The sequence below is a fragment of the Pseudorhizobium tarimense genome (assembly GCF_022968135.1).
GTDB lineage: Bacteria > Pseudomonadota > Alphaproteobacteria > Rhizobiales > Rhizobiaceae > Neorhizobium > Neorhizobium tarimense.
The window spans coordinates 166,090-191,699 of the sequence record NZ_JALJRA010000011.1; the positions used below are offsets into that span (position 1 = coordinate 166,090).

Annotated in this window: 24 protein-coding genes; 20 read left to right on the forward strand and 4 right to left on the reverse strand. The window is 60.6% G+C overall.

Annotation, left to right across the window (positions count from 1 at the left end):
* The first annotated feature begins 162 nt into the window (after nt 1-162).
* The 5 genes from MUU54_RS15015 to MUU54_RS15035 all read left to right on the forward strand — a co-directional run bounded on the left by MUU54_RS15015 (nt 163) and on the right by MUU54_RS15035 (nt 6,593).
* Nucleotides 163-1,965: a sensor histidine kinase gene (locus tag MUU54_RS15015; protein WP_376742103.1), complete on the forward strand. Its 1,803-nt coding sequence runs from the start codon at nt 163-165 to the stop codon at nt 1,963-1,965.
* Nucleotides 1,962-3,335 (forward strand): sigma-54-dependent transcriptional regulator, encoded by a 1,374-nt coding sequence (locus MUU54_RS15020; protein WP_247244822.1) that lies wholly within the window; start codon nt 1,962-1,964, stop codon nt 3,333-3,335. The genes MUU54_RS15015 and MUU54_RS15020 overlap by 4 nt, the downstream gene beginning before the upstream one ends.
* A gap of 200 nt (nt 3,336-3,535) precedes the next feature.
* Nucleotides 3,536-4,519, forward strand: coding sequence for a tripartite tricarboxylate transporter substrate-binding protein (locus MUU54_RS15025; protein ID WP_247244823.1), 984 nt, complete (start codon nt 3,536-3,538; stop codon nt 4,517-4,519).
* 97 nt (nt 4,520-4,616) lie between these two features.
* The gene (locus MUU54_RS15030; RefSeq protein WP_247244824.1) at nt 4,617-5,078 is read left to right on the forward strand and encodes a tripartite tricarboxylate transporter TctB family protein; all 462 of its coding nucleotides are present in this window, start codon (nt 4,617-4,619) and stop codon (nt 5,076-5,078) included.
* 9 nt (nt 5,079-5,087) lie between these two features.
* The gene (locus MUU54_RS15035; RefSeq protein ID WP_247244825.1) at nt 5,088-6,593 is read left to right on the forward strand and encodes a tripartite tricarboxylate transporter permease; all 1,506 of its coding nucleotides are present in this window, start codon (nt 5,088-5,090) and stop codon (nt 6,591-6,593) included.
* A gap of 17 nt (nt 6,594-6,610) precedes the next feature.
* Here the strand turns inward: MUU54_RS15035 and MUU54_RS15040 are convergent, their stop codons facing one another.
* Nucleotides 6,611-7,567 (reverse strand): LacI family transcriptional regulator, encoded by a 957-nt coding sequence (locus MUU54_RS15040; RefSeq protein ID WP_247244871.1) that lies wholly within the window; start codon nt 7,565-7,567, stop codon nt 6,611-6,613.
* 338 nt (nt 7,568-7,905) lie between these two features.
* On the opposite strand from MUU54_RS15040, the gene MUU54_RS15045 reads away from it, so the two are divergent.
* From MUU54_RS15045 to MUU54_RS15080, 8 genes are all read left to right on the forward strand, one after another.
* The gene (locus tag MUU54_RS15045) at nt 7,906-9,156 is read left to right on the forward strand and encodes an ABC transporter substrate-binding protein (protein ID WP_376742104.1); all 1,251 of its coding nucleotides are present in this window, start codon (nt 7,906-7,908) and stop codon (nt 9,154-9,156) included.
* A 105-nt stretch (nt 9,157-9,261) separates the two neighbouring features.
* The gene (locus MUU54_RS15050; RefSeq protein WP_247244827.1) at nt 9,262-10,188 is read left to right on the forward strand and encodes a carbohydrate ABC transporter permease; all 927 of its coding nucleotides are present in this window, start codon (nt 9,262-9,264) and stop codon (nt 10,186-10,188) included.
* On the forward strand, nt 10,185-11,066 hold the full coding sequence (locus MUU54_RS15055; protein ID WP_247244828.1) for a carbohydrate ABC transporter permease: 882 nt from the start codon (nt 10,185-10,187) through the stop codon (nt 11,064-11,066). Before MUU54_RS15050 ends, MUU54_RS15055 begins: the two co-directional genes overlap by 4 nt.
* Nucleotides 11,067-11,071: 5 nt before the next feature.
* A complete protein-coding gene (locus tag MUU54_RS15060; protein ID WP_247244829.1) occupies nt 11,072-12,175 on the forward strand; it encodes an ABC transporter ATP-binding protein in 1,104 nt (367 codons plus the stop codon).
* A 67-nt stretch (nt 12,176-12,242) separates the two neighbouring features.
* Nucleotides 12,243-12,524, forward strand: a complete 282-nt coding sequence (locus MUU54_RS15065) for a hypothetical protein (RefSeq protein WP_247244830.1) — start codon at nt 12,243-12,245, stop codon at nt 12,522-12,524.
* Between the two features lie 38 nt (nt 12,525-12,562).
* Nucleotides 12,563-12,748, forward strand: coding sequence for a hypothetical protein (locus tag MUU54_RS15070; RefSeq protein WP_247244831.1), 186 nt, complete (start codon nt 12,563-12,565; stop codon nt 12,746-12,748).
* Nucleotides 12,749-12,994: 246 nt separating this feature from the next.
* Nucleotides 12,995-14,704: an HWE histidine kinase domain-containing protein gene (locus MUU54_RS15075; RefSeq protein WP_247244832.1), complete on the forward strand. Its 1,710-nt coding sequence runs from the start codon at nt 12,995-12,997 to the stop codon at nt 14,702-14,704.
* A 49-nt stretch (nt 14,705-14,753) separates the two neighbouring features.
* On the forward strand, nt 14,754-15,845 hold the full coding sequence (locus tag MUU54_RS15080) for a DNA topoisomerase IB (RefSeq protein ID WP_247244833.1): 1,092 nt from the start codon (nt 14,754-14,756) through the stop codon (nt 15,843-15,845).
* Nucleotides 15,846-15,848: 3 nt separating this feature from the next.
* On the opposite strand, the gene MUU54_RS15085 is transcribed toward MUU54_RS15080, so the two are convergent.
* Together MUU54_RS15085 and MUU54_RS15090 are read right to left on the reverse strand one after the other, a co-directional pair.
* Complete coding sequence (locus MUU54_RS15085; RefSeq protein ID WP_247244834.1) at nt 15,849-16,409, reverse strand: type 1 glutamine amidotransferase domain-containing protein; 561 nt, start codon at nt 16,407-16,409, stop codon at nt 15,849-15,851.
* Between the two features lie 31 nt (nt 16,410-16,440).
* Nucleotides 16,441-16,635, reverse strand: a complete 195-nt coding sequence (locus tag MUU54_RS15090; protein ID WP_247244835.1) for a hypothetical protein — start codon at nt 16,633-16,635, stop codon at nt 16,441-16,443.
* A gap of 222 nt (nt 16,636-16,857) precedes the next feature.
* On the opposite strand from MUU54_RS15090, the gene MUU54_RS15095 reads away from it, so the two are divergent.
* From MUU54_RS15095 to MUU54_RS15115, 5 genes are read left to right on the forward strand one after another with little or no spacing between them, the layout of a single operon-like run.
* Nucleotides 16,858-17,886, forward strand: a complete 1,029-nt coding sequence (locus MUU54_RS15095; RefSeq protein ID WP_247244836.1) for a cytochrome c oxidase subunit II — start codon at nt 16,858-16,860, stop codon at nt 17,884-17,886.
* Nucleotides 17,883-20,393, forward strand: coding sequence for a cytochrome c oxidase subunit I (ctaD, locus tag MUU54_RS15100; protein ID WP_247244837.1), 2,511 nt, complete (start codon nt 17,883-17,885; stop codon nt 20,391-20,393). The genes MUU54_RS15095 and ctaD overlap by 4 nt, the downstream gene beginning before the upstream one ends.
* A gap of 3 nt (nt 20,394-20,396) precedes the next feature.
* The gene (locus MUU54_RS15105) at nt 20,397-20,780 is read left to right on the forward strand and encodes a hypothetical protein (RefSeq protein WP_247244838.1); all 384 of its coding nucleotides are present in this window, start codon (nt 20,397-20,399) and stop codon (nt 20,778-20,780) included.
* Nucleotides 20,777-21,412, forward strand: a complete 636-nt coding sequence (locus MUU54_RS15110; protein ID WP_247244839.1) for a cytochrome c oxidase assembly protein — start codon at nt 20,777-20,779, stop codon at nt 21,410-21,412. The genes MUU54_RS15105 and MUU54_RS15110 overlap by 4 nt, the downstream gene beginning before the upstream one ends.
* Nucleotides 21,409-22,464 carry a c-type cytochrome gene (locus tag MUU54_RS15115; RefSeq protein WP_247244840.1) on the forward strand — a complete coding sequence of 352 codons (1,056 nt, stop codon included), beginning with the start codon at nt 21,409-21,411 and terminating at the stop codon, nt 22,462-22,464. Before MUU54_RS15110 ends, MUU54_RS15115 begins: the two co-directional genes overlap by 4 nt.
* A 201-nt stretch (nt 22,465-22,665) precedes the next feature.
* Here the strand turns inward: MUU54_RS15115 and MUU54_RS15120 are convergent, their stop codons facing one another.
* A complete protein-coding gene (locus MUU54_RS15120; RefSeq protein WP_247244841.1) occupies nt 22,666-22,932 on the reverse strand; it encodes a hypothetical protein in 267 nt (88 codons plus the stop codon).
* Between the two features lie 279 nt (nt 22,933-23,211).
* Here MUU54_RS15120 and MUU54_RS15125 point away from each other — a divergent pair, with 279 nt between their 5' ends.
* Both MUU54_RS15125 and glgX read left to right on the forward strand, forming a co-directional pair.
* Nucleotides 23,212-23,412, forward strand: coding sequence for a putative periplasmic lipoprotein (locus MUU54_RS15125; RefSeq protein ID WP_247244842.1), 201 nt, complete (start codon nt 23,212-23,214; stop codon nt 23,410-23,412).
* A gap of 69 nt (nt 23,413-23,481) precedes the next feature.
* Entirely contained in the window at nt 23,482-25,566 is a 2,085-nt protein-coding gene (glgX, locus tag MUU54_RS15130; RefSeq protein ID WP_247244843.1) for a glycogen debranching protein GlgX, read from the forward strand.
* The last annotated feature ends 44 nt before the right edge of the window (nt 25,567-25,610 follow it).

Below are 25,610 nucleotides of genomic sequence, written 5' to 3' on the forward strand. Positions count from 1 at the left end.
TGATCCAAGCATGCCGCCGCCAGGAGTCAAGCAGGTCTTCGGGAGGCTCTCTTTCGCGTCCGCACAACAAGCTATGGCAATGGCAGCAGGCTCGGCTTATGATCACGGGCAGTTTGGTGGAGGAGCCAGATCTCATTGCGTCATAGAGTCGTAATTGCGTCGATCGCCTGCCTGGTCGTCGTCGCGGCCGTCATCTTTGGCGGTGGGAGCATCGTATCCCGCAGCTACATGGAGGAGACCGCCGCTCAGGCGCAGACGACGCTGCGCCTCGCGGTTGCGGCGCTGGAGGGGCATCTGAAGCGGTACGAGGCGTTACCGGCCTTGATTGCGGATCAGGAAAACGTGAAAAACCTGGTGCAGCGGCCAGATGACAAGCGACTGCAGGCGGTCACAAACACCTACCTCAAGGAGATCAACGCACTTCTGACCTCATCGGACATCTACGTGATGACGATGGACGGCAACACCGTCGCGGCAAGCAACTACGACGAGCCGCTGAGCTTCGTCGGCGAGAACTTCAGCTACCGCCCCTATTTCCAGGAGGCGGCAAGTGGCGCGCAATCGCGGTTCTACGCGCTCGGCACCACCTCGCAGAAGCGTGGATACTACTTCGGTTCTCCCATCCGCGTCGCTGGCGAGATCCGCGGCGTGATCGTCTTCAAGGTCGACATCGACGCGATCGAGCGGTCCTGGAACGGCGGCGATAGTCGCATTTTTGTCTCGGATCCCGAGGGCATCATCTTCATGACCGGGTCGCCGGAATGGCTTTACGCAGCAATCGAGCCGCTTACGGCGGAGCGGCTGGCGCGGACGGAGACCTCCCGCCGCTACGCAGACGCCAAGCTGCGCGAATTGCCGGTCAAGCGCGGCACCTATGTTGGGCAGGCGACCATGACCATCTCCGGTGGATCGTCGGAGCGCGAATATCTCGTTGCTTCGGCGCAGATGGAAGATGCAGGGTGGAGCGTCAACGTGCTGGTCGACACAGGGACCGTGCGTGCGCAGACGAAGACCACCATTGTCGCAGTTCTGCTCTTCCTCGGTCTCGCCGGGCTTTTCCTTGCCGTCATCCTGCAACGTCGGAGCCGATCGAACGAGCGGATGCAGATGCAGGCACATGCGAAGGAGGAATTGGAGCGGAGGGTGGCTGAGCGGACGGACGACCTCGCGCGGGTCAACAGCATGATCGAGAAGGAGATCGCCGAGCGTCGCCTGACGGAGCAGCGCCTTCGTCAGACACAGGCCGATCTCATCCAGGCGGGAAAGTTGGCCGGCCTCGGCCGGATGTCTGCAGCGCTATCTCACGAGTTCAACCAGCCGCTTGCAGCCGCCAAGACCTACGCAGAAAGTGCTGCCATGTTGATCGGTCTTGGGCGGATCGACGAAGCGACCGACAATGTCCGGCGGATCTCGGCCTTGATCGACCGAATGGCGTCGATCAGCCGTCACCTCCGCAATTTTGCGCGCAAGCCGAAGGAGAAGCCCGGCACCGTTTCGCTGGAAGAGGTGATCGGCGATACGCTCGAAATCGTCGCTGCTCGTGTGGGAGCAGCAAAAGCAGAGTTGCAGGTTACGATCGAGAAGGATCTGCCGCCGGTGCAGGCGGGTGCGGTTCGACTGCAGCAGGTGCTGGTGAACGTCATCACCAATGCGGCCGATGCTGTAGAAGGTCTTGCCGATCGAACCATCGAAGTGTCGGCCTTCGTGGAGGATGAGGGTAAGGTTTCTATCGCTGTGCGAGACCGTGGTGCCGGCGTCCCCGCCGCAATACAGGAGCGCATTTTCGATCCCTTCTTCACGACGAAGGGCGTCGGCAAGGGGCTCGGGCTTGGCCTTTCAATCTCCTACAACATCGTGAAGGATTTTGGTGGCCGTCTCATCGTGCGCAATCACTCCGAAGGTGGGGCAGTCTTCAAGGTCGAACTGGACGTCGCGTCGGAGACGGCGCTTGAGGCTGCGGAATGAGCGAGCAACGAGTTCTTCTCGTCGATGACGAAGAAGAGTTGCGGCGGTCGACTGCCCAGGCTCTCGAGCTCTTTGGCCTTTCCGTCCAGGCATTCGCCACAGCGGACGACGTCATGGAACTGGCGGGCTTCAGCTTCGACGGCGTGATTGTGACGGACATCCGGATGCCCGGGACAGACGGGATGACGCTGCTGCATCGCATTCGGGAGCTTGATCCGGAGATCCCTGTCATCCTCGTCACTGGTCATGGCGATGTCCAACTCGCGGTGAAGGCGATGCGCGAGGGCGCTTACGACTTCCTCGAGAAACCCTTCACGCCACAGCACCTGGCAGACGTGATCCGGCGTGCGCTGGACCGGCGGGCGCTTGTGCTCGAGAACCGCAGGCTGAAGGCGGTCGCCGGAAAGCGGGACGATCTCGAGGCGCGGCTTCCGGGACGCACGCAGGTCATGGTCGACCTTCGCTACAGAATCCGCGCGATCGGTTCGGCGGAAGCCGATACGCTCATCATCGGAGACACGGGGGCGGGCAAGGAGGTGGTCGCCCGCGCCCTGCACGACATCAGCCCGCGCGCCAACCGGCCGTTCATCGCCATCAACTGCGCCGCGCTTCCCGACAACCTTATCGAGAGCGAGCTCTTCGGCCATGAGGCCGGCGCGTTTCCCGGGGCGCTTCGGGCCCGATACGGTAAGTTCGAGCATGGGCGGGGCGGCACCATCCTGCTCGACGAGATCGGGTCCTTACCGTTCGATCTGCAGGCGAAGTTCCTGCGGGTTCTGCAGGAGCGGGTCATCAGCCGCCTGGGATCCAATGAACTCGTGCCGCTCGATGTCCGCTTCATCGCAACCAGCAAGGTCGACCTTGAGGCGGAGGTTGCGGCCGGGCGGTTTCGCGCCGACCTGCTCTACCGCTTGAACGTTGCCACCATCCGGGTGCCGTCGCTGCAGCAGCGGCGCGCAGATATTCCGCTCCTGTTCCTGCACCTCGTCAGAGAAGCTGCTGCGCGCTATGGACGCGACGATCTGGAAGTTCCTCCTGATATCCTCTCGGCCGTTGGACAGAAGGACTGGCCAGGCAATGTCCGCGAGCTACGCAATGCCGCCGATCGGCTGGTGCTCGGGTTGGAGATTGATCCCGGCGAACATAACTCGAATGGCGCTGAAGGCGGCAGCCGGCTGGCGGAGAAGGTGGCGACCTTCGAGAAGACGATCATCGCTGGTGCCATTGCGGCCCATGGTGGAGCGCTTCGACCCGTCTACGAAGCGCTCGGCATCTCTCGCAAGACCCTTTACGACAAGATGCAGAAGTACGGGCTGGACAAGAAAATGCTTGGTCCCGACCACGCCATTTACGATGAGCGTGAGGGATGAAGCGGGCGATGGGTGGATTTCCACCCATGGATTCTGCGGTCGCGTTTCGATTTCCACCCATTACGCAGTGAAGCGGCAGACAAAGCCATTGATCCGTGAAGTTGAAGATTGCCAGCCTCGGATGGTGAACCTCTAGATCAGCGCAGGCTGGCGCGGGAGGGACTTGCGCCGGTTCAAGCATATTCATCTGGAGGAGTATGATGAAAACGTTGAACGCCATCATTGGCGCAACCGCTCTTGCGGCCGCCACCCTGTTCTCCGCCGTTGCCGGCGCGCAGACCTACCCCGATCGTACGGTCACCATGGTCGTGCCTTTCTCCGCCGGTGGCCCGACCGACACCGTCGCGCGCCTTGTGGCTGAAGCTATGTCGAAGGATCTTGGCCAGCAGGTTATCATCGAGAACGTCGGCGGTGCTGGCGGCACGCTTGGTGCTGCACGCGTCGCGAATGCTGAAGCGGATGGATACACGGTGCTTCTGCACCATATCGGCATGGCGACGAGCGACACGCTCTATCGCAAGCTGCCTTACGAGACGCTGAACGCTTTCGAATATGTCGGTCTCGTCACTGAAGTGCCGATGACGATCGTTGCGCGCAAGGACCTCGAGCCGACCGACTTGAAGGGCTTGATCGAGTACGCGAAGGCGAACAAGGACACTGTCACTGTCGCCAATGCCGGCATCGGCGCTGCCTCGCATCTTTGCGGCATGCTGTTCATGAGCGCGATCGAGACCCCGTTGGTCACTGTGCCCTACAAGGGCACTGGCCCGGCGATGACGGATCTTCTCGGCGGCCAGGTCGACATCATGTGCGACCAAACGACCAACACGACGAAGCAGATCCAGGGCGGCACCATCAAGGCCTATGCCGTGACCTCGCCCGAGCGTCTGGACGTTCTCAAGGACGTACCGACCGCTGCCGAAGGCGGTCTGTCCGACTTCCAGGTCGGGATCTGGCACGGCATCTACGCGCCGAAGGGCACGCCGGAAGAGGCCGTGAACCGCCTTTCGGAAGCCCTGAAGGTGGCGCTTGCTGATCCGAACGTTGCGGCACGGTTCGCCGAACTTGGAACGGAGCCGTCGCCGCAGTCCGACGCAACGCCGGAGGCCCTAAAGGCCAAGCTCGAAGGCGAAATCGCTCGCTGGAAGCCGGTGATCGAAGCGGCCGGCGAATACGCCGACTGATCCCTCAACGCTCGTCTTTGGTCCTCTCTCTGCGCGTCAGGGGGAGGACCATCTCTATGGCGCTCGTGCTGCGCCTCTCCATTCTTCCGGAGCGATCATGAAATCCACGACATTTGACAGAGCCAATCTGTTGTGCGGCTTGCTGTTCATTGCGCTTGGCGCGTTCTTCGCACTTCAATCGCTGACGCTCGAACTCGGCACCGCCTTCCGCATGGGGCCGGGATATTTCCCGCTGATCCTCGCTTGCGCACTGATCTTGCTGGGAGGCGTGATCCTGCTTCAATCCATCCGCATTGAAGGTGAGCCGATCGGCCACATCGCGTGGCGCGGCATGTTCTTCATCCTGCCGGCACCGATCTTCTTCGGCCTGACGGTCCGTGGCCTCGGTTTCGTGCCGGCCCTGTTCCTGACGGCGCTGATTGCGTCCTTCGCATCCGGCAAGATGAAGCCTCTGACGGCCCTGGTCCTGGCGTTCTGCCTGACGATCTTCTCGGTCCTTGTTTTCAGTTACGGTCTCGGCCTGCCCTTCCGGCGCTTTGGTCCCTGGCTCGGGTTCTAGGAGCGGCAGATGGATTTCTTGAGCAATCTCGCCCTGGGGTTTTCCACGGCGTCATCGATTGAAAACCTGTTTTTCTGCCTGATCGGTGTCCTGCTCGGCACGCTGATCGGCGTACTTCCCGGAATCGGCGCGACTGCGACGATCGCGATGCTACTGCCGATCACCTTCCAGCTCGAGCCGGTCTCGTCGCTTATCATGCTGGCAGGCATCTACTACGGTGCTCAGTACGGCGGCTCCACCACTGCGATCCTGATCAACATGCCTGGTGAATCGTCTTCGGCCGTCACTGCAATCGACGGCTACCAGATGGCGCGAAAGGGCAGGGCAGGGGCGGCACTTTCAATTGCCGCGCTCGGCTCCTTCTTCGCCGGCAGCGTTTCGACCTTCCTCGTTGCAATCTTTGCGCCACCATTGACGGCGATCGCTCTTCAGTTCGGATCGGCGGAGTACTTCTCGCTGATGATCGTTGGCCTGGTGTCCTCGATTGCGTTGGCGCATGGCTCTGTCATTAAGGCGCTGGCGATGGTTGCGCTTGGCCTGCTTCTGGGGCTCGTGGGCACGGACATCTATACCGGCACCCCGCGGTTCACTCTGGGCATCCGCGAATATTCGGACGGCTTGAACTTCGTTGCCGTCGCAGTTGGCGTGTTCGGTATCGCCGAGATCCTGCGCAACCTGGAGAACGAGAAGACACGTTCGCTGCTCATGGCGAAGGTGAGCGGCCTGCTGCCGACGCGGGACGACTTCAGGAAGATGGTGGCGCCGGTTCTGCGCGGCACGGTCATCGGATCGGCACTCGGAATTCTGCCCGGAGGCGGTGCCATTCTTGCGTCCTTTGCCTCCTATACGGTGGAGAAGCGCGTGTCGGATAAGCCGGAGGAGTTTGGCCAAGGGGCGATCGCCGGCGTGGCGGGTCCGGAATCGGCCAACAATGCCGGTGCGCAGACCTCCTTCATTCCGCTTCTGACGCTCGGGATCCCGGCCAACCCGGTCATGGCGCTAATGATCGGTGCGATGATCATCCAGGGCATCGTGCCCGGACCCAACGTCGCGACCGAGCAGCCGGCCCTCTTCTGGGGCATCATCGCCTCCATGTGGATCGGCAACCTGATGCTGGTGGTTCTGAACCTGCCGCTCATCGGGCTTTGGGTGAAGCTTCTGACGATCCCGTATTACGTGCTCTTCCCCATCATCATGGCCTTCTGCTCGATCGGGGTCTACAGCGTCAACTCGAACGTCTACGACCTCTTCGCCGTCGCCTTCTTCGGGTTGATCGGCTACGTGCTGGTCAAGCTGCGCTGCGAACCGGCACCCCTGTTGCTGGGCTTCGTACTCGGGCCGCTGCTGGAAGAGAACCTGCGGCGCGCAATGATCCTCTCACGCGGAGATCCGACGACGTTTTTCACACGTCCGATCAGCGCCACGTTGCTGCTCATTGCCCTGGCGGTTCTGGTGATCGTGTTCCTGCCAAGCGTGCGGAAGAAGCGCGATGAGGTCTTCCAGGAAGAAGACTGACGAAGAACGCAGGTGCTTCAGATCGTCTGAAGCACCTGCAGTTCCGAAACCGGCGGACGTTCCGCAATCCGCTTCAGCAGAAGGCGTCCCATCAGGGCCCCGGCTTCAGCAAGGTCCTCGTAGATAGTCTCTGTCCGTGGCCTGATCTGGTCAAAGAGGCCTGACGTTTGTTTCGCAACCAGCCGGACGTCACGACAGAGATCGAGACCACGGTCATGAGCCGCCGCCATCACAGCGAGCGCAGAAACCTCACCCCCACAGATGAAGCCATCCGGCCGGTCCGGCTGCGAAAGCCGCTGGTCAATCACACGCCGGATGTCGTCCGACTTGCTGTCCAAGGTCACTTCGTGAGGAATGTCGAATGCCATGCCTTCCTCCCGGACGGCCTTCATGAAGCCGTGGCGCATATGGTGGGCGAAGGTGAAGCGCTCCGGCGGCAGGATGATGCAGAGCTTCTTGGAGCCACCGGCGATGAGTTTGCGTGCGGCTTTGTAGGCGAAGCCGTAATTGTCGAAGTCGACGAACGGATGCGGCGTCGCAAGCTCTGTCCGCCCATGGCAGATAAAGGGGAAGTCCCGTTCCAGGAGCAGCTTCACCCGCTCGTCGGAGGGCTCGGTCCGTGTGAAGGCGATGCCGTCCGCCATCCTGTTGCGCATGATGTGCCTGACCGGATCCTGCGCGGGCGTGTCGGAAAAGTGTGGCGTGATCACCAGATGGTAGGTCGTCCCCCGCAGAGCCTCGGTCAGACCGTTAATCATCGAGGTCGCATAGCCGAGGATCTCCTCGTGGGGGTCCAGAACGAGACTGATGACGTTCGTTCGGCCGGTGCGCAGCCTCTGGGCTGCCCGATCCGGGAAGTAGCCGATCTCCTCCGCGACCCGACGCACGCGTAGCCGGGTCTCCAACGCGATCTGCGGTGCATCCGCCAGTGCGCGGGAGACGGTGGTCACCGCCAGGCCCGTCAGTTCCGCCACCGTCCGGAGCGTCGGCTTGGCGTCATCACGGAGGTACGTACCTCTTTCTGCAGGCGGGCTGCCGCGCCCACCGTTCTCGTTCCGATTTGTCACCGGACAGTCACCTCACTCCCGACCCTTCAAGGGGTCTCCTCATGGGGAACTATATCGTTATAAACTTCGCGGGCAATTCCCGTTGTGCCGGTTTGCAAAGAAAAGTTGTTTCGACAAATCAAGGCCCTATCTGTCGCTTCCGCCGCTCCGCCACGGATCGCACGGGGTTGACAGCCTTGGGTTTTATATCGTTATAAATTGACCATCCGGAGAGGAGCCCGGATCTAGAGGAGATTCTCATGAACATTAGAACATTTACCAAACTGGCTGCCGGCGCTGCTCTGATCGCGGTGACGGCCGGTGCCGCGAAGGCTCAAGAAGGCGTTGAAGTCCTCCACTGGTGGACGTCCGGCGGTGAGGCTGCGGCGCTCAACGTGCTGAAGGAAAACCTGGAGAAAGAAGGCATTTCCTGGCAGGACATGCCGGTCGCCGGTGGTTCCGGCGTGCAGGCGATGACGGCACTTCGTGCCCGCGTCACCTCCGGCGATCCGCCAACCGCTGTCCAGATGCTCGGCTTCGACATCAAAGACTGGGCCGAGATGGGCGTTCTGGGCAACCTGAACGACCTTGCGGAAGAGCAGGGCTGGGACAAGGTCATTCCGGCTGCTTTGCAGGAATTCTCGAAGTTTGACGGCGACTGGATTGCAGCGCCGGTGAACGTACACTCCACGAACTGGCTGTGGCTCAACAAGGCTGCTCTCGACAAGGCCGGTGGCGAAGCGCCGAAGAACATGGATGAGCTGTTTGCGCTTCTCGACAAGTTCAAGGAACAGGGCATCACGCCGCTCGCTCATGGCGGTCAGCCCTGGCAGGACGGCACCCTCTGGGAATCCGTCGTTCTTTCGGTTGGCGGTATGGACTTCTACAAGAAGGCCGTGATCGAGGCCGACCCGGACGCTCTCTCCAGCGAAACCATGCGTCAGGTCTTCGACGACATGAGCAAGCTGCGCACCTATTTCGACCCGAACTTCTCCGGCCGCGACTGGAACCTTTCCACCGCACTCGTCATCGAAGGCAAGGCTGGCGCCCAGCAGATGGGCGATTGGTCGAAGGGCGAATGGCTGCGCGCGGACAAGAAGCCGGGCGAAGATTTCGTCTGCATCCGCTTTCCGGGTACTCAGGGTTCCGTGCTGTTCAACTCCGACCAGTTCGTCATGTTCGACGTCGGTGAAGACAAGCGCGATGCACAGCTGAAGATGGCAGCCGCCGTTGAAGATCCGGCCTTCCAGATCGCCTTCAACACCGTAAAGGGTTCCGTGCCGGCTCGCACCGACGTTCCTGATGCCGAGTTCGACGATTGCGGCAAGAAGGGCATGAAGGACCTGGCTGAAGCTGCTGCCAGCGGCAACCTCGCCGGTTCGCTCGCCCACGGCCACGCACAGCCTTCGGCCGTCAAGGAAGCTGTCTTCGACGTGGTTACCCAGCACCTGAACGGTCAGATCACGACCGACCAGGCTCTGGAGCGCCTGCCGCAGGCCGTTGCATCCGCTCAGTAAGTGCGAAGCATCTTCAATATCTGAAAATGGCCGGGAATGACCCGGCCATTTTTTCTCACTCACAAATCTCGCTTTTCAATTCGCGGTTTCGGCCGGAGGTGATGTATGACGACGATCGAACCCGTTCCCATTGTGACGCCGGAGCGACCGCGCCGGTCCTTCACGGAGCGGCTGGGAACGCTGCTGCCGAAGATCGTGCTCGCGCCGTCCTTCGCCATTACCCTGATCTTCGTCTATGGCTTCATCTTGTGGACCGTCTACCTGTCCTTTACGCGCTCTCGCATCCTGCCGGTCTATGATCTGGTCGGTCTTGACGCCTACTACCGGCTCTGGTCGCAGCCGAATTGGTACATGGCGATCAAGAACCTCGCGATCTTCGGTGTGCTCTACATCAGCCTTTGCACCGCGATCGGTCTGTTTATCGCAATCCTGATGGACCAGCGCATCCGCGCAGAAGGCCTGCTGAGGCCGATCTTCCTTTACCCTATGGCGCTGTCCTTCGTCGTTACCGGTACCGCCTGGAAGTGGTTCCTCAACCCGGGCCTCGGCCTCGAAAAGACGATGCACAATCTTGGCTGGGAGAGCTTCAAGTTCGACTGGCTGATCAACACCGACATGGCGATTTATACCATCGTGATCGCCGGTGTCTGGCAGGCATCCGGCTTCGTCATGGCCATGTTCCTTGCCGGGCTGCGCGGCATTGATGGCGAAATCATCAAGGCTGCGCAGATCGACGGCGCACCGGTGTTTGCGATCTACCGGCGCATCATCATCCCTATGCTTCGCCCGGTATTCCTGTCGGCCTTCATCGTTCTTGCGCATATGGCGATCAAGTCATACGACCTCGTCATTGCATTGACGGGCGGCGGTCCAGGCAATGCGACCGAGCTGCCCTCCACATTTATGTATTCCTACACGTTTACGCGCAGCCAGATGGCGGTCGGCTCCGCAAGTGCGGTCATGATGCTGATGGGCATCACCGCCATCATCGTTCCCTATCTCTATTCCGAGCTTCGGGAGAAGCGTTCATGAGTGCTGCAGCCGAAACCGTCAGCGCCGGTTCTGCGCGCACAGCCCGCATCGTAATCTACTCGCTGCTGGTCGTCCTCGCCCTCGTCTACCTGCTGCCGCTCTACGTGATGCTGACGACGTCCTTCAAGTCGCTGGCGGAGATCCGCGGCGGCGACATGCTCGCCCTGCCGCGGGATCCGTCTTGGGAGGCCTGGACGAAGGCTTGGAGTCAAGCCTGCATTGGCGTGACCTGCGAAGGCATCAAGGGCTACTTCTGGAACTCCATCCGCCTGGTGGTTCCCGCGGTGCTGATCTCGACCGTCTTGGGCGCGCTCAACGGCTATGTTCTGACGAAGTGGCGTTTCCCGGGCCACAAGCTGGTCTTCGGCCTGATGCTGTTTGCCTGCTTTATACCGTTCCAGGCGGTGCTCATCCCGATGGCCCGCGTGCTCGGCATCTTCGGCCTCGCCAATTCCACCACCGGCCTCGTCTTCGTTCATGTGGTCTACGGTCTCGGCTTCACGACGCTGTTCTTCCGCAACTACTACGAAGCCTTTCCAGACGAGCTGATCAAGGCGGCGATGATCGATGGAGCAGGGTTCTTCAAGATCTTCTGGCGCATCCTCTTGCCGAGTTCGGGCCCGATCATCGTCGTGACGATCATCTATCAGTTTACGAATATCTGGAACGACTTCCTATTCGGCGTCTCCTTCTCGTCTGGTGCGGAGTCGCCGATGACGGTTGCGCTCAACAACCTCGTTTCCTCTTCCACCGGCGTCAAGGAATACAATGTCGACATGGCGGCCGCCGTGTTCGCCGCCTTGCCGACGCTCTTCGTTTACATCGTCGCCGGACGCTATTTCGTGCGTGGCCTGATGGCTGGCGCAGTCAAGGGATAACCGCAATGAGCTTTCTCGAGATCAAGAACCTCAGCAAGAAGATTGGCAACAACGAGGTTCTCAAGAACATCAGCATCGAGCTCGAAAAGGGCGGTTTCCTGGTGCTCGTCGGCCCCTCCGGCTGCGGCAAGTCCACTCTCCTGAACGCAATCGCGGGCTTGATGCCGCTGGCTTCGGGCGAGATCGTGCTGGACGGCCAGGTCATCAATGACCTGCACCCCTCCAAGCGCGATATCGCAATGGTCTTCCAGAGCTACGCGCTCTACCCGAACATGACGGTCGAGGAGAACATCGGCTTTGCGCTCGAAATGAGGGGTGTCGACAAGGCCGAGCGCGGAGAGCTGATCCGCAATGTTGCCAAGACCCTGCAGATCGAGCACCTGCTCAGCCGGCGACCGAGTCAGCTTTCCGGCGGACAGCGTCAGCGCGTTGCCATGGGGCGCGCCCTGGTGCGCCAGCCGCGCGTCTTCCTGTTCGATGAGCCGCTGTCGAACCTCGACGCCAAGCTCCGCGTGGAAATGCGGGCCGAGATCAAGTCGCTGCACCACAACACGGATGCGACCATCATCTATGTGACGCATGACCAGATCGAGGCGATGACGCTTGCGACAAAGATCGTCGTGCTGAAGGACGGTGCGATCCAGCAGGTCGGAACGCCGGCCGACATCTACAATCGCCCTGCCAACCTGTTCATAGCCGATTTCATGGGCTCGCCAGCGATGAACATGCTGATGGGCAAGACCGTCTCGACAAACGGGATCCGTCAGATCGCGATCTTCGACGGAAGTGTGACGGTTCCCATGCCCTCATCCGTCACGGTCCCACTTGCTGATGGAGCCGACGTCATTCTTGGTCTGCGGCCGGAGGGCATCACGGACGAAGGTATGGTTGATCCCACCGCCGATGTGATTGCGAAGGTTGATGCAGATGTGCGCCTGGTGGAACCGACAGGATCCGATACCTTCATTACCGCCACGCTGCAGGGAACTTCATTTACCGGACGTGTGCGGGCGGATGTGCCGATCGTTCCGCGCGAGCGGTTCACCTTCGTCTTTAACCTCGATAAGGCAGTGGTCTTCGATCCCGCCACGAGCCAACGTCTGAGCTGACGAGGAACATACGCTCTCGGTCCCTGTTGGATGGTCGCTATCGATCAGTAACAGGGAAGTGGGTGTGATGAGCAAGGATCAGTCTCCATCCGGCGGCTACAGGAACAACCGGCTGCGCAGCGAGCGCGACCCGGTGATCGACGACGGCGAGCGGCGCCGGGAAACAAGCGACGATGCGGCGCCGGCCGCTGACGAGCTGCCGGAGGTAAGTTATGGCCAGAACGAAATGTCGAAGGCTTGGGCCCGCGAATCTTATCGCGCCGATTACGGCCGAGCCTCCGAGGCTAGGCGCAACGAATTCGGCAGGAAGCGCGTTGAAGATGCTGATGAAGCGCCGGAGCGGGAGTGATCCCAGCGGCGCGAACTCCAGCAGCAGGAGCCAACGAGATGAAGTCGACAAAGAAGCCTGCCGACGGTCAGACAATTGAGAATGATGCAGCGGGTCAGTTCGCCAATGTGAAGGCCGGTTCAAAGAGTTCCGGTGTTGCCAGTGCCAAACCTACTGTGATCACCGGATCGGAGGACGCGACCGCCCACAAGGTGCCCCCGGGCGAGGATGCGCCGAAAGAATAGGTGCAGAGCCTCAGCGGGTGAAGGTCTTTTGGCCGATGCCCCTTTTGTGCAGCATTGAAACGCTTTGTCCGCTGGCGCACAGGTTACGCCCTTCTTCAGTGGAATCTTCATCCTGAGCGCTGATAGGGTTGGTGCTTTTTCCAAAAGAAGCTAGAACAGGCCCTGTGCTACATCAGCAAAGGGCGGGATATATATGAGGCCTTCTGCCGCTGCGGTTGCTCACGTGATCGCTGGGGAGACTTTCTAGTGTCGAGAGAGGAGCGGCTGCCCCGCTTTTTCCCGACCGCTTCGATCGGAGCCTATCTGGTCGCCCTTTCGGCAGTGGTTGCTATCCCGCTTGTCGTCTTCGTCGTGTTTCTGATGATAGAGCTGGAGCGGCGAGACCGCGTCCTCCTGGCAGCGAACACCGCGGAAGACGCGCAAGTGGTGGCCCGTTCCGTCGATCGGGCGCTCCAGGACATGGCGACAACCTTGCGCATCCTCGCCGGTTCCCCGGAGCTTGATCAGGGGGACTTTCAGGCATTTCACAACCGTGTCCAGAACAGCCTGCGGTCCAACTCTCTTTACGCGATCGCGGTCGACGCCTCCGGTCAGCAGCTGTTGAACACGCGCGTGCCGTTTGGCACGCCATTGGGGAGGACATCCAGCCCCGCGACGCTTCAAAAGGCGCTCGACAGCGGAGTGACACAGATCTCTGACGTCTTCTTCGGTCCCACCAGCGGCCGTTTCGTGTTCAACGTCGTCATCCCTCTGTCGCAGGAGATGGCGCAAAGCTCCGGCGCGGCCGCCCTCATCATCACCCAGAACGCCGAGGACCTGCAGAGGCTGCTTTCGATCGAGAGCCTGCCGCCTCAGTGGTCGGTCGCGATCCTTGACGCCGGTGGTGCGATAGTTACCTCTCTTGGGGAAAGCAATGCGTCGTCGATCAGCGCCTTCCCGGAAGAAACGATCAGGCTGATGTCTGGCGTCAATGGTACGATTGAGGACCTGGGTGGCGAGCCGGAGCAGATCTATGGCTATGCGCAAATCGTCGGCTCGCAGTGGAAGGCGGTCGTCTGGGGACCGATCAGCACCGCACAGGCGGCGATCCTCAGCACCTCGCGGCAGTTGATCGTCGGCAGCGTCCTGTTTCTCGCGATCGGCATGTTGTGCGGCTATCTCATTGCCCGCCAGCTTCGCATCCCGATCCGCCAGATTGCGGAGATGGCGGAGCGCATCGGCAGGGGAGAGATCGTCCCTCCGGTGGAAACCCGGATCCGGGAGGCGAACCAGATCTCGGTCGCACTGTCCAACGCCTCTTTCGACAGGAGCCAGGCCGAAGACAAGATGCACTTCATCCTGCACGAGCTCGTGCACCGGACGAAGAACATCCTGACGCTGGTTCAGGCGATGATGCGTCAGCTGGCGCGGCAAGGCGACAGCATGGAGGAGTTCCAGAAGGCGATCTCGACACGTCTGCAGGGCCTCGGCCGCTCCATCGAGGTCCTTGCGAGCGAGCAGTGGGTCGGCGTGCCGTTGAAGCGGCTGGTGACCATCCAGCTCGAGACATTCGCCGAAGCCTCCAACCGTGTGGAGCTTGATGGGGAAGATATCGCGCTGAAAGCGGAGGCGGTGCAGAATCTCGGCCTCGTCCTGCACGAGCTTGCCACCAACTCGCTCAAATACGGCGCCCTTTCCGTCCCAGAGGGCAAGGTGATCGTTTCGTGGCGACAGGACGCTCCATCGGATCTGCAATCTCTTCTCCGGCTCACGTGGAAAGAAGTGGGCGGTCCACCGGCGAAAGAACCGGAAAGGACCGGCTTCGGCACGAAGATCATCAGACGCCACGCAGAGGCTTCCTTCGGCGGTAAGGTCGACATCCGCTATGATGCGAGCGGGTTCTCGTGGATACTGGTGGCGCCGCGCGAGGCATTCGAGCGAAATTTGGTCGAAGCCATTCCAGAGCTGGTGGACTGAGGAAAAGCTCTGACAGGAACGAAGCGAGCCAGACTTCGTTCTAAGGCCCATGGATGTCACAGCTTTCTCCGCTCCAGATGAGCAATCGCTCAAGGCAATCGGTCTCACCTATGTGAGTGATACCCAACCCGGCATCCGGCGTTCGCGCGCCGGACGGGGTTTCTGCTACCGTCTGCCGGACGGCAAGCTCCTGACCGATCCGGAGGAGAAGCAGAGAATTGCGGCTCTAGGCTTGCCGCCGGCCTATGAGAATGTGTGGATCTGCATGGACCCCCAGGGGCATCTCCAGGCGACCGGCTATGACGCTCGGGGCCGCAAGCAGTACCGCTATCACACGGCGTGGCAGAGCCACCGCAGCGAGCTGAAGTACGACCAGCTGGTCCGCTTCGGCGAGGTCCTGCCGCGCATCCGCCGCCGGATCGAGCGGGATCTTGCGCTTGGGCTGGACCACCAGGAAGCCGTGCTCGCTGCGATCGTGGCCCTGATGGATACCGCTCATCTGAGGGTCGGAAACCGCGCCTACGCGAAGGAAAATCGGACCTACGGAGCAACGACGCTCCTGAAGCGCCATATGAAACTCTCTGACGAAGCGGTGGTGCTCAAGTTCACGGCCAAGGGCGGCAAGAAGGTCAGCCATACGATCAAGCACCCGCGCCTTCAGCGCATCTTCGAAGAAATCGCGGATCTTCCCGGGCGTCAGTTGTTCTCGTGGCCGGACGAGCACGGTACGGCTCACCCCGTCGATTCGGGCCGCTTGAATGCGTACCTGTCCACAATTGCCGGATTTCCCGTCTCCGCCAAGACGTTTCGGACCTGGGGCGGCACGCTGGCGGGGTTCAGTGCGGTTTGTCAGGCGGTCAAGGAGGGACAGAAGCCAAAGGTGAAGCTCATCTGCCACGCAGCGTCCGAGCGGCTGCACAACACGCCGGCGGTGTGCCGGTCGAGCTACATTCACCCGGCTATTCTCGGCCTGGTCGAGGACCATTCGCCGCTGCAGAAGATATTTACTCAGCCGGTGAATGCAGGCGGGCTTCGAGGTTTGCGGGCTGAGGAGAAGCGCCTTCTTGCGTTTCTCCGGGAGGCAGCGGGCGATGTCGTTGCGGCCGCCGCGGCAGAAGACTTGGCGACCGCAACAGAGTAGTACCTAAGCCGCCCGGCGGTCGTGGCGGCCTTCCTTCACCTCTTCGACAATCTTGGCGACAAAGGCATCCAAGTCCTTCGGCGAACGCGACGTGATGATGCCGTTGTCCACCACGACCTCCTCGTCGACCCACTGAGCACCCGCATTGCGCACATCCGTCTTGATCGAGGGGTAGGAGGTTGCGCGGCGGCCGCGCAGGGCATCGGCCTCGACCAGCAGCCAGGGTGCATGGCAGATCGCCGCTACCGGCTTTCCGCTCCTGACGAAGTCGCGAACGATGCGCATCGCATCCTCGTTCGTACGAAGCACATCCGGGTTGATCTGGCCGCCGGGCATGACAATCGCGTCGAACTCCTCGACCTTCACATCGGACGCGACGAGATCGACGTCGACGCTATCACCCCAGTCGGTTTCGTCCCAGCTCTTGATCTGGCCGCTCTTGGCCGATGCAATCTTCACTTCTGCGCCTTGTTCGCGCAATTTCTCAAGCGGCACGCGCAGCTCCGAACGCTCGTAACCGTCGGTCGCAAGAATAAGAATGGAAGCAGACTTGATGTCAGCCATTAGGTTACTCCTAAATGTCTCGATGAGGGTTTTACAGTCGACCGGTAGACAGATCCCGGCCGTTGATCGATGCAGGCACGCTGATTTCCTCCTGCGGTCGCTTCGGAAGAGGCAGTTCAACGGCCTCCGGAACGAGGACCTGAACATCCTCACCGTGCTGCTCGTGAGCTTTGCTTTCGCTGATCCGGTGGAACTTTCCGAAAAGTCGCTGAAGGAAAGTCTGCATCGCTCTCATCCTTTCTGTCGAAAGGGCCTTTGCCCGTGTCGAGAAACCCGCTTCGCCGGCATTCGTTCCCGTGGCCAAATACGTTGTTACTAAAGTTGATACTGTGTCTGGAACAAAAGACACGTCACAGCGTTTGCCCCCGGTTGTCCGTGGCGAAGCCGCGGAGGGGAGCTAGACGTGTCAGGGGGTCGTTTGTACGGCGGAGCAAGTCTGCACGACGGAATGTCTCGTATCGGCGGAGCGTATCTCAGCAGATCTGCACAACGTGGTGCAGTGCTTCGGGCGGCGCTGCTCTTCGGCTGCATCCCTCTTTCCTCTTGTTCCGGCGTCCAGTCGGCCCTGGATCCCGCGGGACCGGAAGCTGCAAATGTTGCCACCCTTTTCTACGTGATGCTCGTCGGCGGTTCCTTGATCTGGATTGGTGTCGTCGGAGTTCTCGCATATGCCTCCCGGCTCGGAAGAGAGCCGCATTCCGAGAGGATGGCCGGGTGGGTCATCCTGCTTTGCGGCGCCGTCGGCCCGGCCGTGATTCTTGGCGCTCTCCTGTCCTATGCAGTCTGGTTGATGCCCAATCTGCGGCCTTGGACCTCTTCGGGGGAACCTGGCCTCCGGCAGATCGAGGTCACGGGAGAGCAATTCTGGTGGCGGGCCCGCTACCTTGATCCATCGGGTGCGCCTCTTTTCGAGGCTGCCAACGAGATCGTGATGCCAGTTGGCGAAAGGGTGCTGTTCACGCTCAAGTCGCCGGACGTCATTCACTCGTTCTGGATCCCGTCGCTTGGCGGCAAGATGGATGCGATCCCCGGACGCATCAATGCGGTGACGCTGGAGGCTTCGAAGGCTGGCCTCTATCGCGGTGCCTGCGCTGAGTTCTGTGGTCCTTCTCACGCGCTGATGGCCTTTACCGTCAAGGCGGTGGAGCCGGCCGCTTTCGAGGAATGGTTGGACGAAAGGGCTGCCGTTGATCGGCCGTCGGATGCGGAGGGGCTCGCTGTCTTCCTCCGCCACGGTTGTGGCGCCTGCCATACCATTGCCGGGACGCAGGCTAACGGCGAGATCGGTCCCAACCTTACGGCCGTCGGCGCTCGCGAAACCATAGCAGCCGGAACGCTCCCCAACACCACAGAAGCGATCGCCCGCTTCATCAGGAACCCTGAGGAAATCAAGCCCGGCGTTCACATGCCAGCCTTCGATATGCTTCCGGACGGGGATGTGGAGATGATTGCCGCTTACTTGAAGGGACTGAAATGACCAAGGCGCTCGGCAACTTCTCTGCGGAAGAGCGCGCGGCGCAGGAAGAGCGGCTGCGCAAGGTGTGGAAGACCCCTGGCGGCTGGCGGTACTGGACCTCTGTCAACAACAGTGAAATCGGTCTCTGGTATGGCGTGGCCGCCTTCGGGTTCATGCTGTTTGCCGGCGTTCTCGCCCTGCTGATGCGGCTGCAGCTTGCCGTGCCGGACAATGATCTTTTCTCCGTAGAGTTCTTCAATCAGGCATTCACCCTGCATGGCACGGTGATGATGTTCCTGTTCGCGGTGCCCATCTTCGAAGCGATTGCCATCTACCTTTTGCCGTCGCTGCTCGGGGCCCGCGAGTTGCCGTTCCCGCGCCTTTCGGCGTTTGGCTTCTGGAGTTTCCTGCTTGGCGGCATCTTCGTCTGCGGCTCCATCTTCTTCAACTCTGCGCCGAACGCCGGCTGGTTCATGTATCCCCCGCTGGCGACGAAGGAGGAATATTCCGGCATCGGTGCAGACATCTGGCTTCTCGGGCTTTCCTTCATCGAGGTTGCCTCCATTGCTGCGGCAGTGGAGATCATCGTCGGGATCATGAAGTGCCGCGCGCCGGGGATGCGCATCAACATGATGCCGATGTTTGCCTGGTACCTGCTCATCGTCGCCGGCATGATCCTGTTTGCCTTCCCGCCGCTGATCGCAGGCGACCTCCTGTTCGAGATGGAGCGCATGTTCCACTGGCCCTTCTTCGATTCGGAGCGGGGAGGGGATCCGCTCCTGTGGCAGCACCTGTTCTGGATCTTCGGCCATCCTGAGGTCTACATCATCTTCCTGCCCGCAATCGCGCTGATGGCGATGATCGTGCCGACCTTTGCCCAGCGCCCGATCGTCGGCTATTCATGGATCGTCCTTGCGGCTGTGGGAACTGGCTTTCTCAGTTTCGGGCTGTGGGTGCACCACATGTTCGCGACGGGTTTGCCCCAGATATCGCTGGCCTTCTTTTCGGCCGCATCCGAGGCGGTCGTCATCCCCACGGGCGTGCAGATCTTCGTCTTCATCGCCACCATGCTGGCCGGACGCGTCATCTTTTCCGTCCCGATGCTCTTTGGGGCGGGCGGGCTCGTCATCTTCGTAATCGGCGGCCTTACGGGTGTCATGGTGGCGCTGGCGCCGTTCGACTGGCAGGCGCATGATACATACTTCGTCGTAGCGCATCTGCATTACGTGCTGATCGGAGGGATGCTGTTTCCGGTGGTTGCCGGCATCTATTACTACTTCCCCTTCGTGACGGGTTGGCGGTTGAGCGACGCCTGGGGGAAAGTCGCGTTCTGGCTGATGTTCACTGGTTTCAACATCGCCTTCTTCCCAATGCATTTCTCCGGCCTGCGCGGCATGCCGCGACGCGTCTTCACCTATCCGGAAGACATAGGATGGGACTGGTTCAACCTCATCTCGACGATCGGAGCTTTCATCTTCGCTTCCGGGGTCCTCACTGTGGTGGCGGATATGTTCCGTCCCAAGGTAAAGCTCGACACGCTCAACCCGTGGAAGGCAGGCACCCTCGAATGGACCAACAATCCCGATGAGAACTGGGGCATGCGCTCTGTCCCCATCATCACCAGCCGCTACCCGCTCTGGGACCAGCCCAATCTTCAGCGGGACATCGAAGAAGCGCGCTACTACCTTCCGGACGCAAAGTCCGGACGGCGGGAAACGCTGGTCACGTCGGTCCTCGATGCCGAGCCGATTCAGTGTCTGCGGGTGGGGGGGACATCTTATGTGACGATCGTCGCGGCGATGTCTCTCGGCGGCGTCTTTATCGCGCTCACGTTCCACTGGTGGCTGATCACGGCAATCTGCGGGGTGATCACCCTGGGTGCGATCCTCTACTGGCTGTGGACCGGAACCGCAGAGATACCGGAAGCGCCGGAGATGGATGTCGGCATGGGCGAGAGTCTGCCGATCTACGTGTCGGGCCCACCTTCCGTGGGCTGGTGGGCGATGTTCATCACCATGGTCGGCGACGGCACAGCTTTTGCCAGCCTTGTCTTCGGCTACTTCTTTTACTGGACTATCCATGGTGACTTCACCAACGGCATCGAAGGGCCGGGCGTCCTTTGGCCGGTGATTGCGATCAACCTGTTTGTCCTTTCCTGGCTCCTAATGCTGCGTGCCCGCCATCTGAACCGTGCCGGTCGTCTCGATGAGGCTAGAGTGGCACTTGTGGGGGCAACTTTCATCGCATTGGGTGGCTCGGCAGCCGGCCTTGCGGGCCCCTATGTCCACGGGATGGATCCAACCGCCCACGTCTACCCGGCGATCGTCTGGATCATCGCCATCTGGACTGTGGTCCATGCCGCCGCCGGCTGCATCATGCAGCTCTATTGCCTGGCAAGAAGCCTGGCCGGCAGAATGACGGCGCGTTACGATCAGGACATCATCAACGTTACGCTCTACTGGCACTTCCTGACGGTCACCGCAGTGGTCGCATTCGGTATCATAGGCCTCTTTCCGGTGGTGAGGTGAGCGATGAAACGCCTGCTACCAAAGGAAGTCGAAACGCTCTGGACGCTCTTCACCGCTCCAACTGTTTGGGCATTCCATTTCATCGTCTGCTATGTCGTCGTCGCCATCTATTGTGAGAAGGCGCTCGTGTGGAGCATCGACTTCAACGCGATCAGGATCGGTCTCGGGATCTTTACCCTGATGGCATTGGCAATGATCCTGCTGTCGGCTTACCTTGCCTGGCGGCAGTGGGGTTTTGGCTCTGGAGATCCGCCTCATTCGCAGGCGACGGATCAGGACCGCCGGCTGTTTCAGGGTTTTGCCACGCTTCTTCTCTCGGGCCTCAGCTTCGTTGCGGTTGTCTATGTGGCTATACCGCTGATCTTCATCGCGGGGTGCCAGATATGAGGCAGGTGTGCCTTTATCTCGGGCTCCTGCTGCTCGCGCTCCTGTGGGGCGGCGTTCTGGCGTTCGGGGAACGTGAGTCGTTTTCAATCCATATGATCATCCATATGGGCGTGGTCGCGGGTGCGGCCCCCCTCCTTGCCATCGGCCTAAGTGGTTCCCGGTCGGACCTTTCAATGCGCTGGCCGTGGTTCACACCGGTTGCGGCGTCGATGGTGGAACTGGCCGCCGTTTGGGGCTGGCATCTGCCGGCTGCACGGGAACTGGCCGAAAGCTCCTGGATTGTGACTGCTCTGGAGCAGGTCACGTTTCTCAGCGCCGGCCTGCTGCTCTGGCTGTCCTGTCTAGGCGGGGCTGCTGACGGACGAGAGGGAAGGCGCCTCGCTGGTATCTTCGGTCTTCTGTTTACGTCCATGCACATGACGCTGCTGGGAGCACTACTCGCACTCTCGCCGCGTCCGCTCTACGGCGATACGGAGGTATCTTGTTTCGGCGTACCGCTTTCAGCAGCGGTGGATCAGCAGGCGGGCGGGGTCGTCATGCTGCTGGTTGGTGCCGCGGCATACCTCGCCGGTGGTGTCACCCTGCTCGCCACGACGCTCGAGCCGCGCACCACAACAGGAGGCCGCCTTTGATCATCCGCTTGAAACACCTCGTCGTCGCGGTCATCGCGATTCCGTTTCTCGCGCTGCTGATCGGGTGGTCTGGGTTGATCGGTGTCGGCGCGAGCTCGGGGCATTGGGCGATCACGGACTGGTTTCTGCACTGGGTGATGCGCAATTCCACCCGCACGGCGGCACTTTCCATCGAGGCTCCGCCGCTCGAGGATTCAACAATGCTTCCGCCCGCTGCGGGACATTACGAGATGGCATGTGCAATGTGCCACGGTTCCCCGGTGACGCCGCGGCCCGAGCTCGTCAGGCACATGCTCCCCGTCCCTCCCGATCTTGGGCCGCGCATTCCCACCTGGACGGACGAGCAACTCTTTCAGATCGTCCAGCACGGTGTTCGGTTCACTGGTATGCCGGCATGGCCGACGCAAAAGCGTCCAGACGAGGTTTGGGCGATGGTCGCCTTCCTGCGTCAACTACCCGGGATGAGTGCCGACCGCTACTACGAGCTCTCCGGGCTCTACCGTCCGCCGATGGAAGGAGAGGTGGACGACCTGCCGCTGAGCTGTGAAAGCTGTCACAGCGCCCGCAAGGTCGGCCCCGGCAGCCTTGTCCCTAGCCTTGCTGGCCAATCAGAGGAATACCTGCTGGAGAGCCTTAAAGCCTATGCCAACAACGAGCGACCAAGCGGGATCATGCAGATGGCGATCAGTCTGCTGCCGAACGACTCGTTTCCCGAGCTTGCGCATTACTACGCGACGCAGACCCGACCACAAGACAGTGCTGCGCCAGTCGATGCCGATCTTGTTGAGCGCGGACGGATCCTCGCCCAGCGGGGCCGGTCAGAAGACAAGATCCCCGCCTGCCTTTCCTGCCACGAAAAGCCGGGATCAAATCCCGTCTATCCCAGGATCTCGGGTCTCAGCCAGCCTTATCTCGAGCGGCAGCTTCATCTCTTCAATGAGGGGATCCGCGGCGGCACGGAGTACAGCCACGTGATGCGGGAAGCGGCGAATTATCTGGAGGACGACGACATCGTAGCGGCTGCCGCATATTTTGCGCAGCGCCAGGAATGAGCCTGGGTACGGACCACCGTCAGATAGGTACTACAATCATATAGCAGACGGCGACGACCACAACGAACCCGGCTGCTTCTACCCAATCCTTCACCATGTGAGACTCCATCGTTGTCTTGCGCAATGAACGGGTACAAGACTGATGGTGTTCCACATATTGGACACGAATGTGACGAAATCGCCTCGAGTGTGAAGAACCTGCTAACGCGGTTCAGCCGCTGCACGAGCCCCCGCCGCTTCGAGGATTGTCCGCAACTCTCTGGCGGCAGCGTTCTCGATTGCAAAACCACCGTCAGGAAGCACGCCAGGGTCTTCTTCGTGATCCTTATAGGTCAGGTCGTCGCGCAGCTTTTTCAGGAACTGGTCGATCTGCGCCTGGCCGCCGATCATGGCCGCCAGCATGTCGATCATCAGCTCGCGGTGGGCGCTGAGGCGCCCTTCCATCTCCTCCATAGTCAGCGTACTCATTTATCTCTCCTGTTGACGTCCTTCGATAAATAGGCAGGGCCGCGAGAAGGGAACAATGGTCAGGCGACAAAGTTAACCTCGCAGAAGCACGGAGAAATTCCATGGCAGGGATAGCGGGCGAAAAGAGGCGGACAGGCGAGCGGAAGTGCTTGAAGCCATCGTGAGCGATCCAGTTCCGGCGGCGAACTTGGAAGATGTGGTAGCGGTAGAGAAGGTCGTGGCGCTGGAAGAGCGCCGCCGGTCTGCCGACGGAATAAAGAGTTGACGGAGAACATGAAGATGACGCGTATCCTCATCGCGATTTCGACGGTCCTTTTCCTTGCGGCCTGCAGCGATCAAGGGCCGAGCACTGACGACCCGATCAACAATACGCCGGAGACACGCCCCGGCACGGCGCCTACTGACGGGGATCCCACCCCCCAGAGCGGATCCGGTGGCCAGGTGCCGCTCGATGCTCCGCTGGGAGTGGAAAAGAGATAATTCAGCTGCCGCAGAAGGAACCATTATTGCGCCGCTCCATTGTTGCAGGGTTCTTCATAGGGGCGACGCATGAATACCAAAGACAATAGCTATACGGTTCTTTCGGGCAGCTGGGAGCAACTCGGCGCCAACTTCGACGGTGAAGGAACGAACTTTGCGCTTTTCTCGGCGCATGCCGAACGTGTGGAACTCTGCATCTTCGACAGCAGCGGCAAGCACGAAGTCGCCCGCCTCGATCTCCCTGAATATACGCATGAAGTCTGGCACGGCTACGTGCCGGGCCTAAAGCCGGGCACTCTTTATGGCTATCGCGTCCATGGCCCTTTCGACCCGGAAAACGGTCACCGCTTCAACCCGAACAAGCTCCTTGTCGACCCCTATGCCAAGGAACTTATGGGCGACGTCGAGTGGAATGAAGCGCACTTTGCCTACGATCTGCTGCATGAGGATAAGGACCTCACATTCGATGAGCGGGATAGCGCGCCTTACACGCCGAAGTGCCGGGTCGTAGAGCCGAACGGCTTCGACTGGCATCTCGCAGACCGGCCCAACGTTCCGTGGTCACAAGCGATCGTTTACGAAACGCACGTGAAGGGTTTTACCCAGCTTAATCCCGCGATACCGCAGGAGCTGCGCGGCACATTCGAAGGGATGGGCCACAAGGCTTCAGTGGACTACATCAAGAGCCTCGGCATCACCTCGGTCGAACTGATGCCGGTGCACTACTTCCCCGATGATCAGCATCTTCTGGAGAAGGGCCTTCACAACTTCTGGGGCTACAACACGCTCGGCTTCTTTGCACCGACGCCTCGCTACTACGGGCCGCGGGGCTATGAAGGCTTCCGCGAGATGGTGCGTAATTTCCACGATGCTGGGATCGAGGTGATCCTCGACGTGGTCTACAACCACACGGCGGAAGGCAATGAGTTGGGACCGACCCTCTCGTTCAAAGGTATCGACAACTTTTCCTACTACCGAACGCTGCCGGACCAGCACCGTTACTACATCAACGATACCGGCACTGGGAACACCGTCAACACCTCGCATCCCCGCGTTTTGCAGATGGTGATGGATTCGCTGCGATACTGGGTCCAGCATATGCAGGTCGACGGCTTCCGCTTCGACCTCGGCACCATCCTCGGGCGCGAGCCCGAAGGGTTCGACCAGCGGGGCGGCTTCTTCGATGCGATCACGCAGTGCCCGATTCTTTCGCGCACGAAGCTGATCGGCGAACCCTGGGACATCGGCCCCGGCGGCTACCAGGTCGGGGGCTTTCCGCCCGGTTGGGCAGAGTGGAACGACAAGTATCGCGACACGATCCGCGAATACTGGAAGGGCGACAATGTCGCGACCGACTTTGCAGCGCGGCTCCTCGGTTCAGGTGACATCTACGACTGGCGCGGTCGCCGGCCTTGGGCGAGCGTCAACTTCGTTGCCGCGCACGATGGCTTCACCTTGAACGACCTTGTCTCCTACAACGACAAGCACAACGAGGCGAACGGCGAGGACAACAACGACGGCCACAACCATAACCGTAGCTATAACTACGGCGAGGAGGGGCCGACCGAGGACGAAGACATCAATGCGGTGCGCGAGCGGCAGAAACGTAACTTCCTTGCAACGCTCTTCCTGTCGCATGGTACGCCGATGCTGCTCGCCGGCGACGAGTTCGGCCGTAGCCAGATGGGCAACAACAACGGTTACTGCCAGGACAGCGAGATCTCCTGGGTTCAGTGGGAAGACCTGCCCGAAAGTAACGAGGCGCTGCGCGATTTCACGAAGCATATGATCGAACTTCGCAAGAAGCAGCCGATCTTTCGCCGAGAAAGCTGGCGCGATGGCATGGTGGTCAGGTGGTTCAATGCCGGCGGCGGAGAGCAGCTTCCAGAACACTGGCAGGAGGGAACTACTCTTGGGCTCAACCTGAAGCGCGCCGATCTGAAGGGGCAGGAGGGTGTCTGGGCCAATGTCTTGGTACTCTTCAATCCATTTGAAGGCACAGTTCCGTTCCATATTCCGGTGATGAAGGAAGGAAAATGGATTCTTGAGCTCACGACTGTGGACCCGTCCTCGCGTGGCATAGAAGTGGAGGAGGGCGAGGATCTGGAGCTCGTCGGGCGCAGCCTCGTTGTTCTGAGGCGCGAGATAGACTGATGGGGCAAGTGCCCATTCAAGAAAACCGGCCAGTCGGCCGGTTT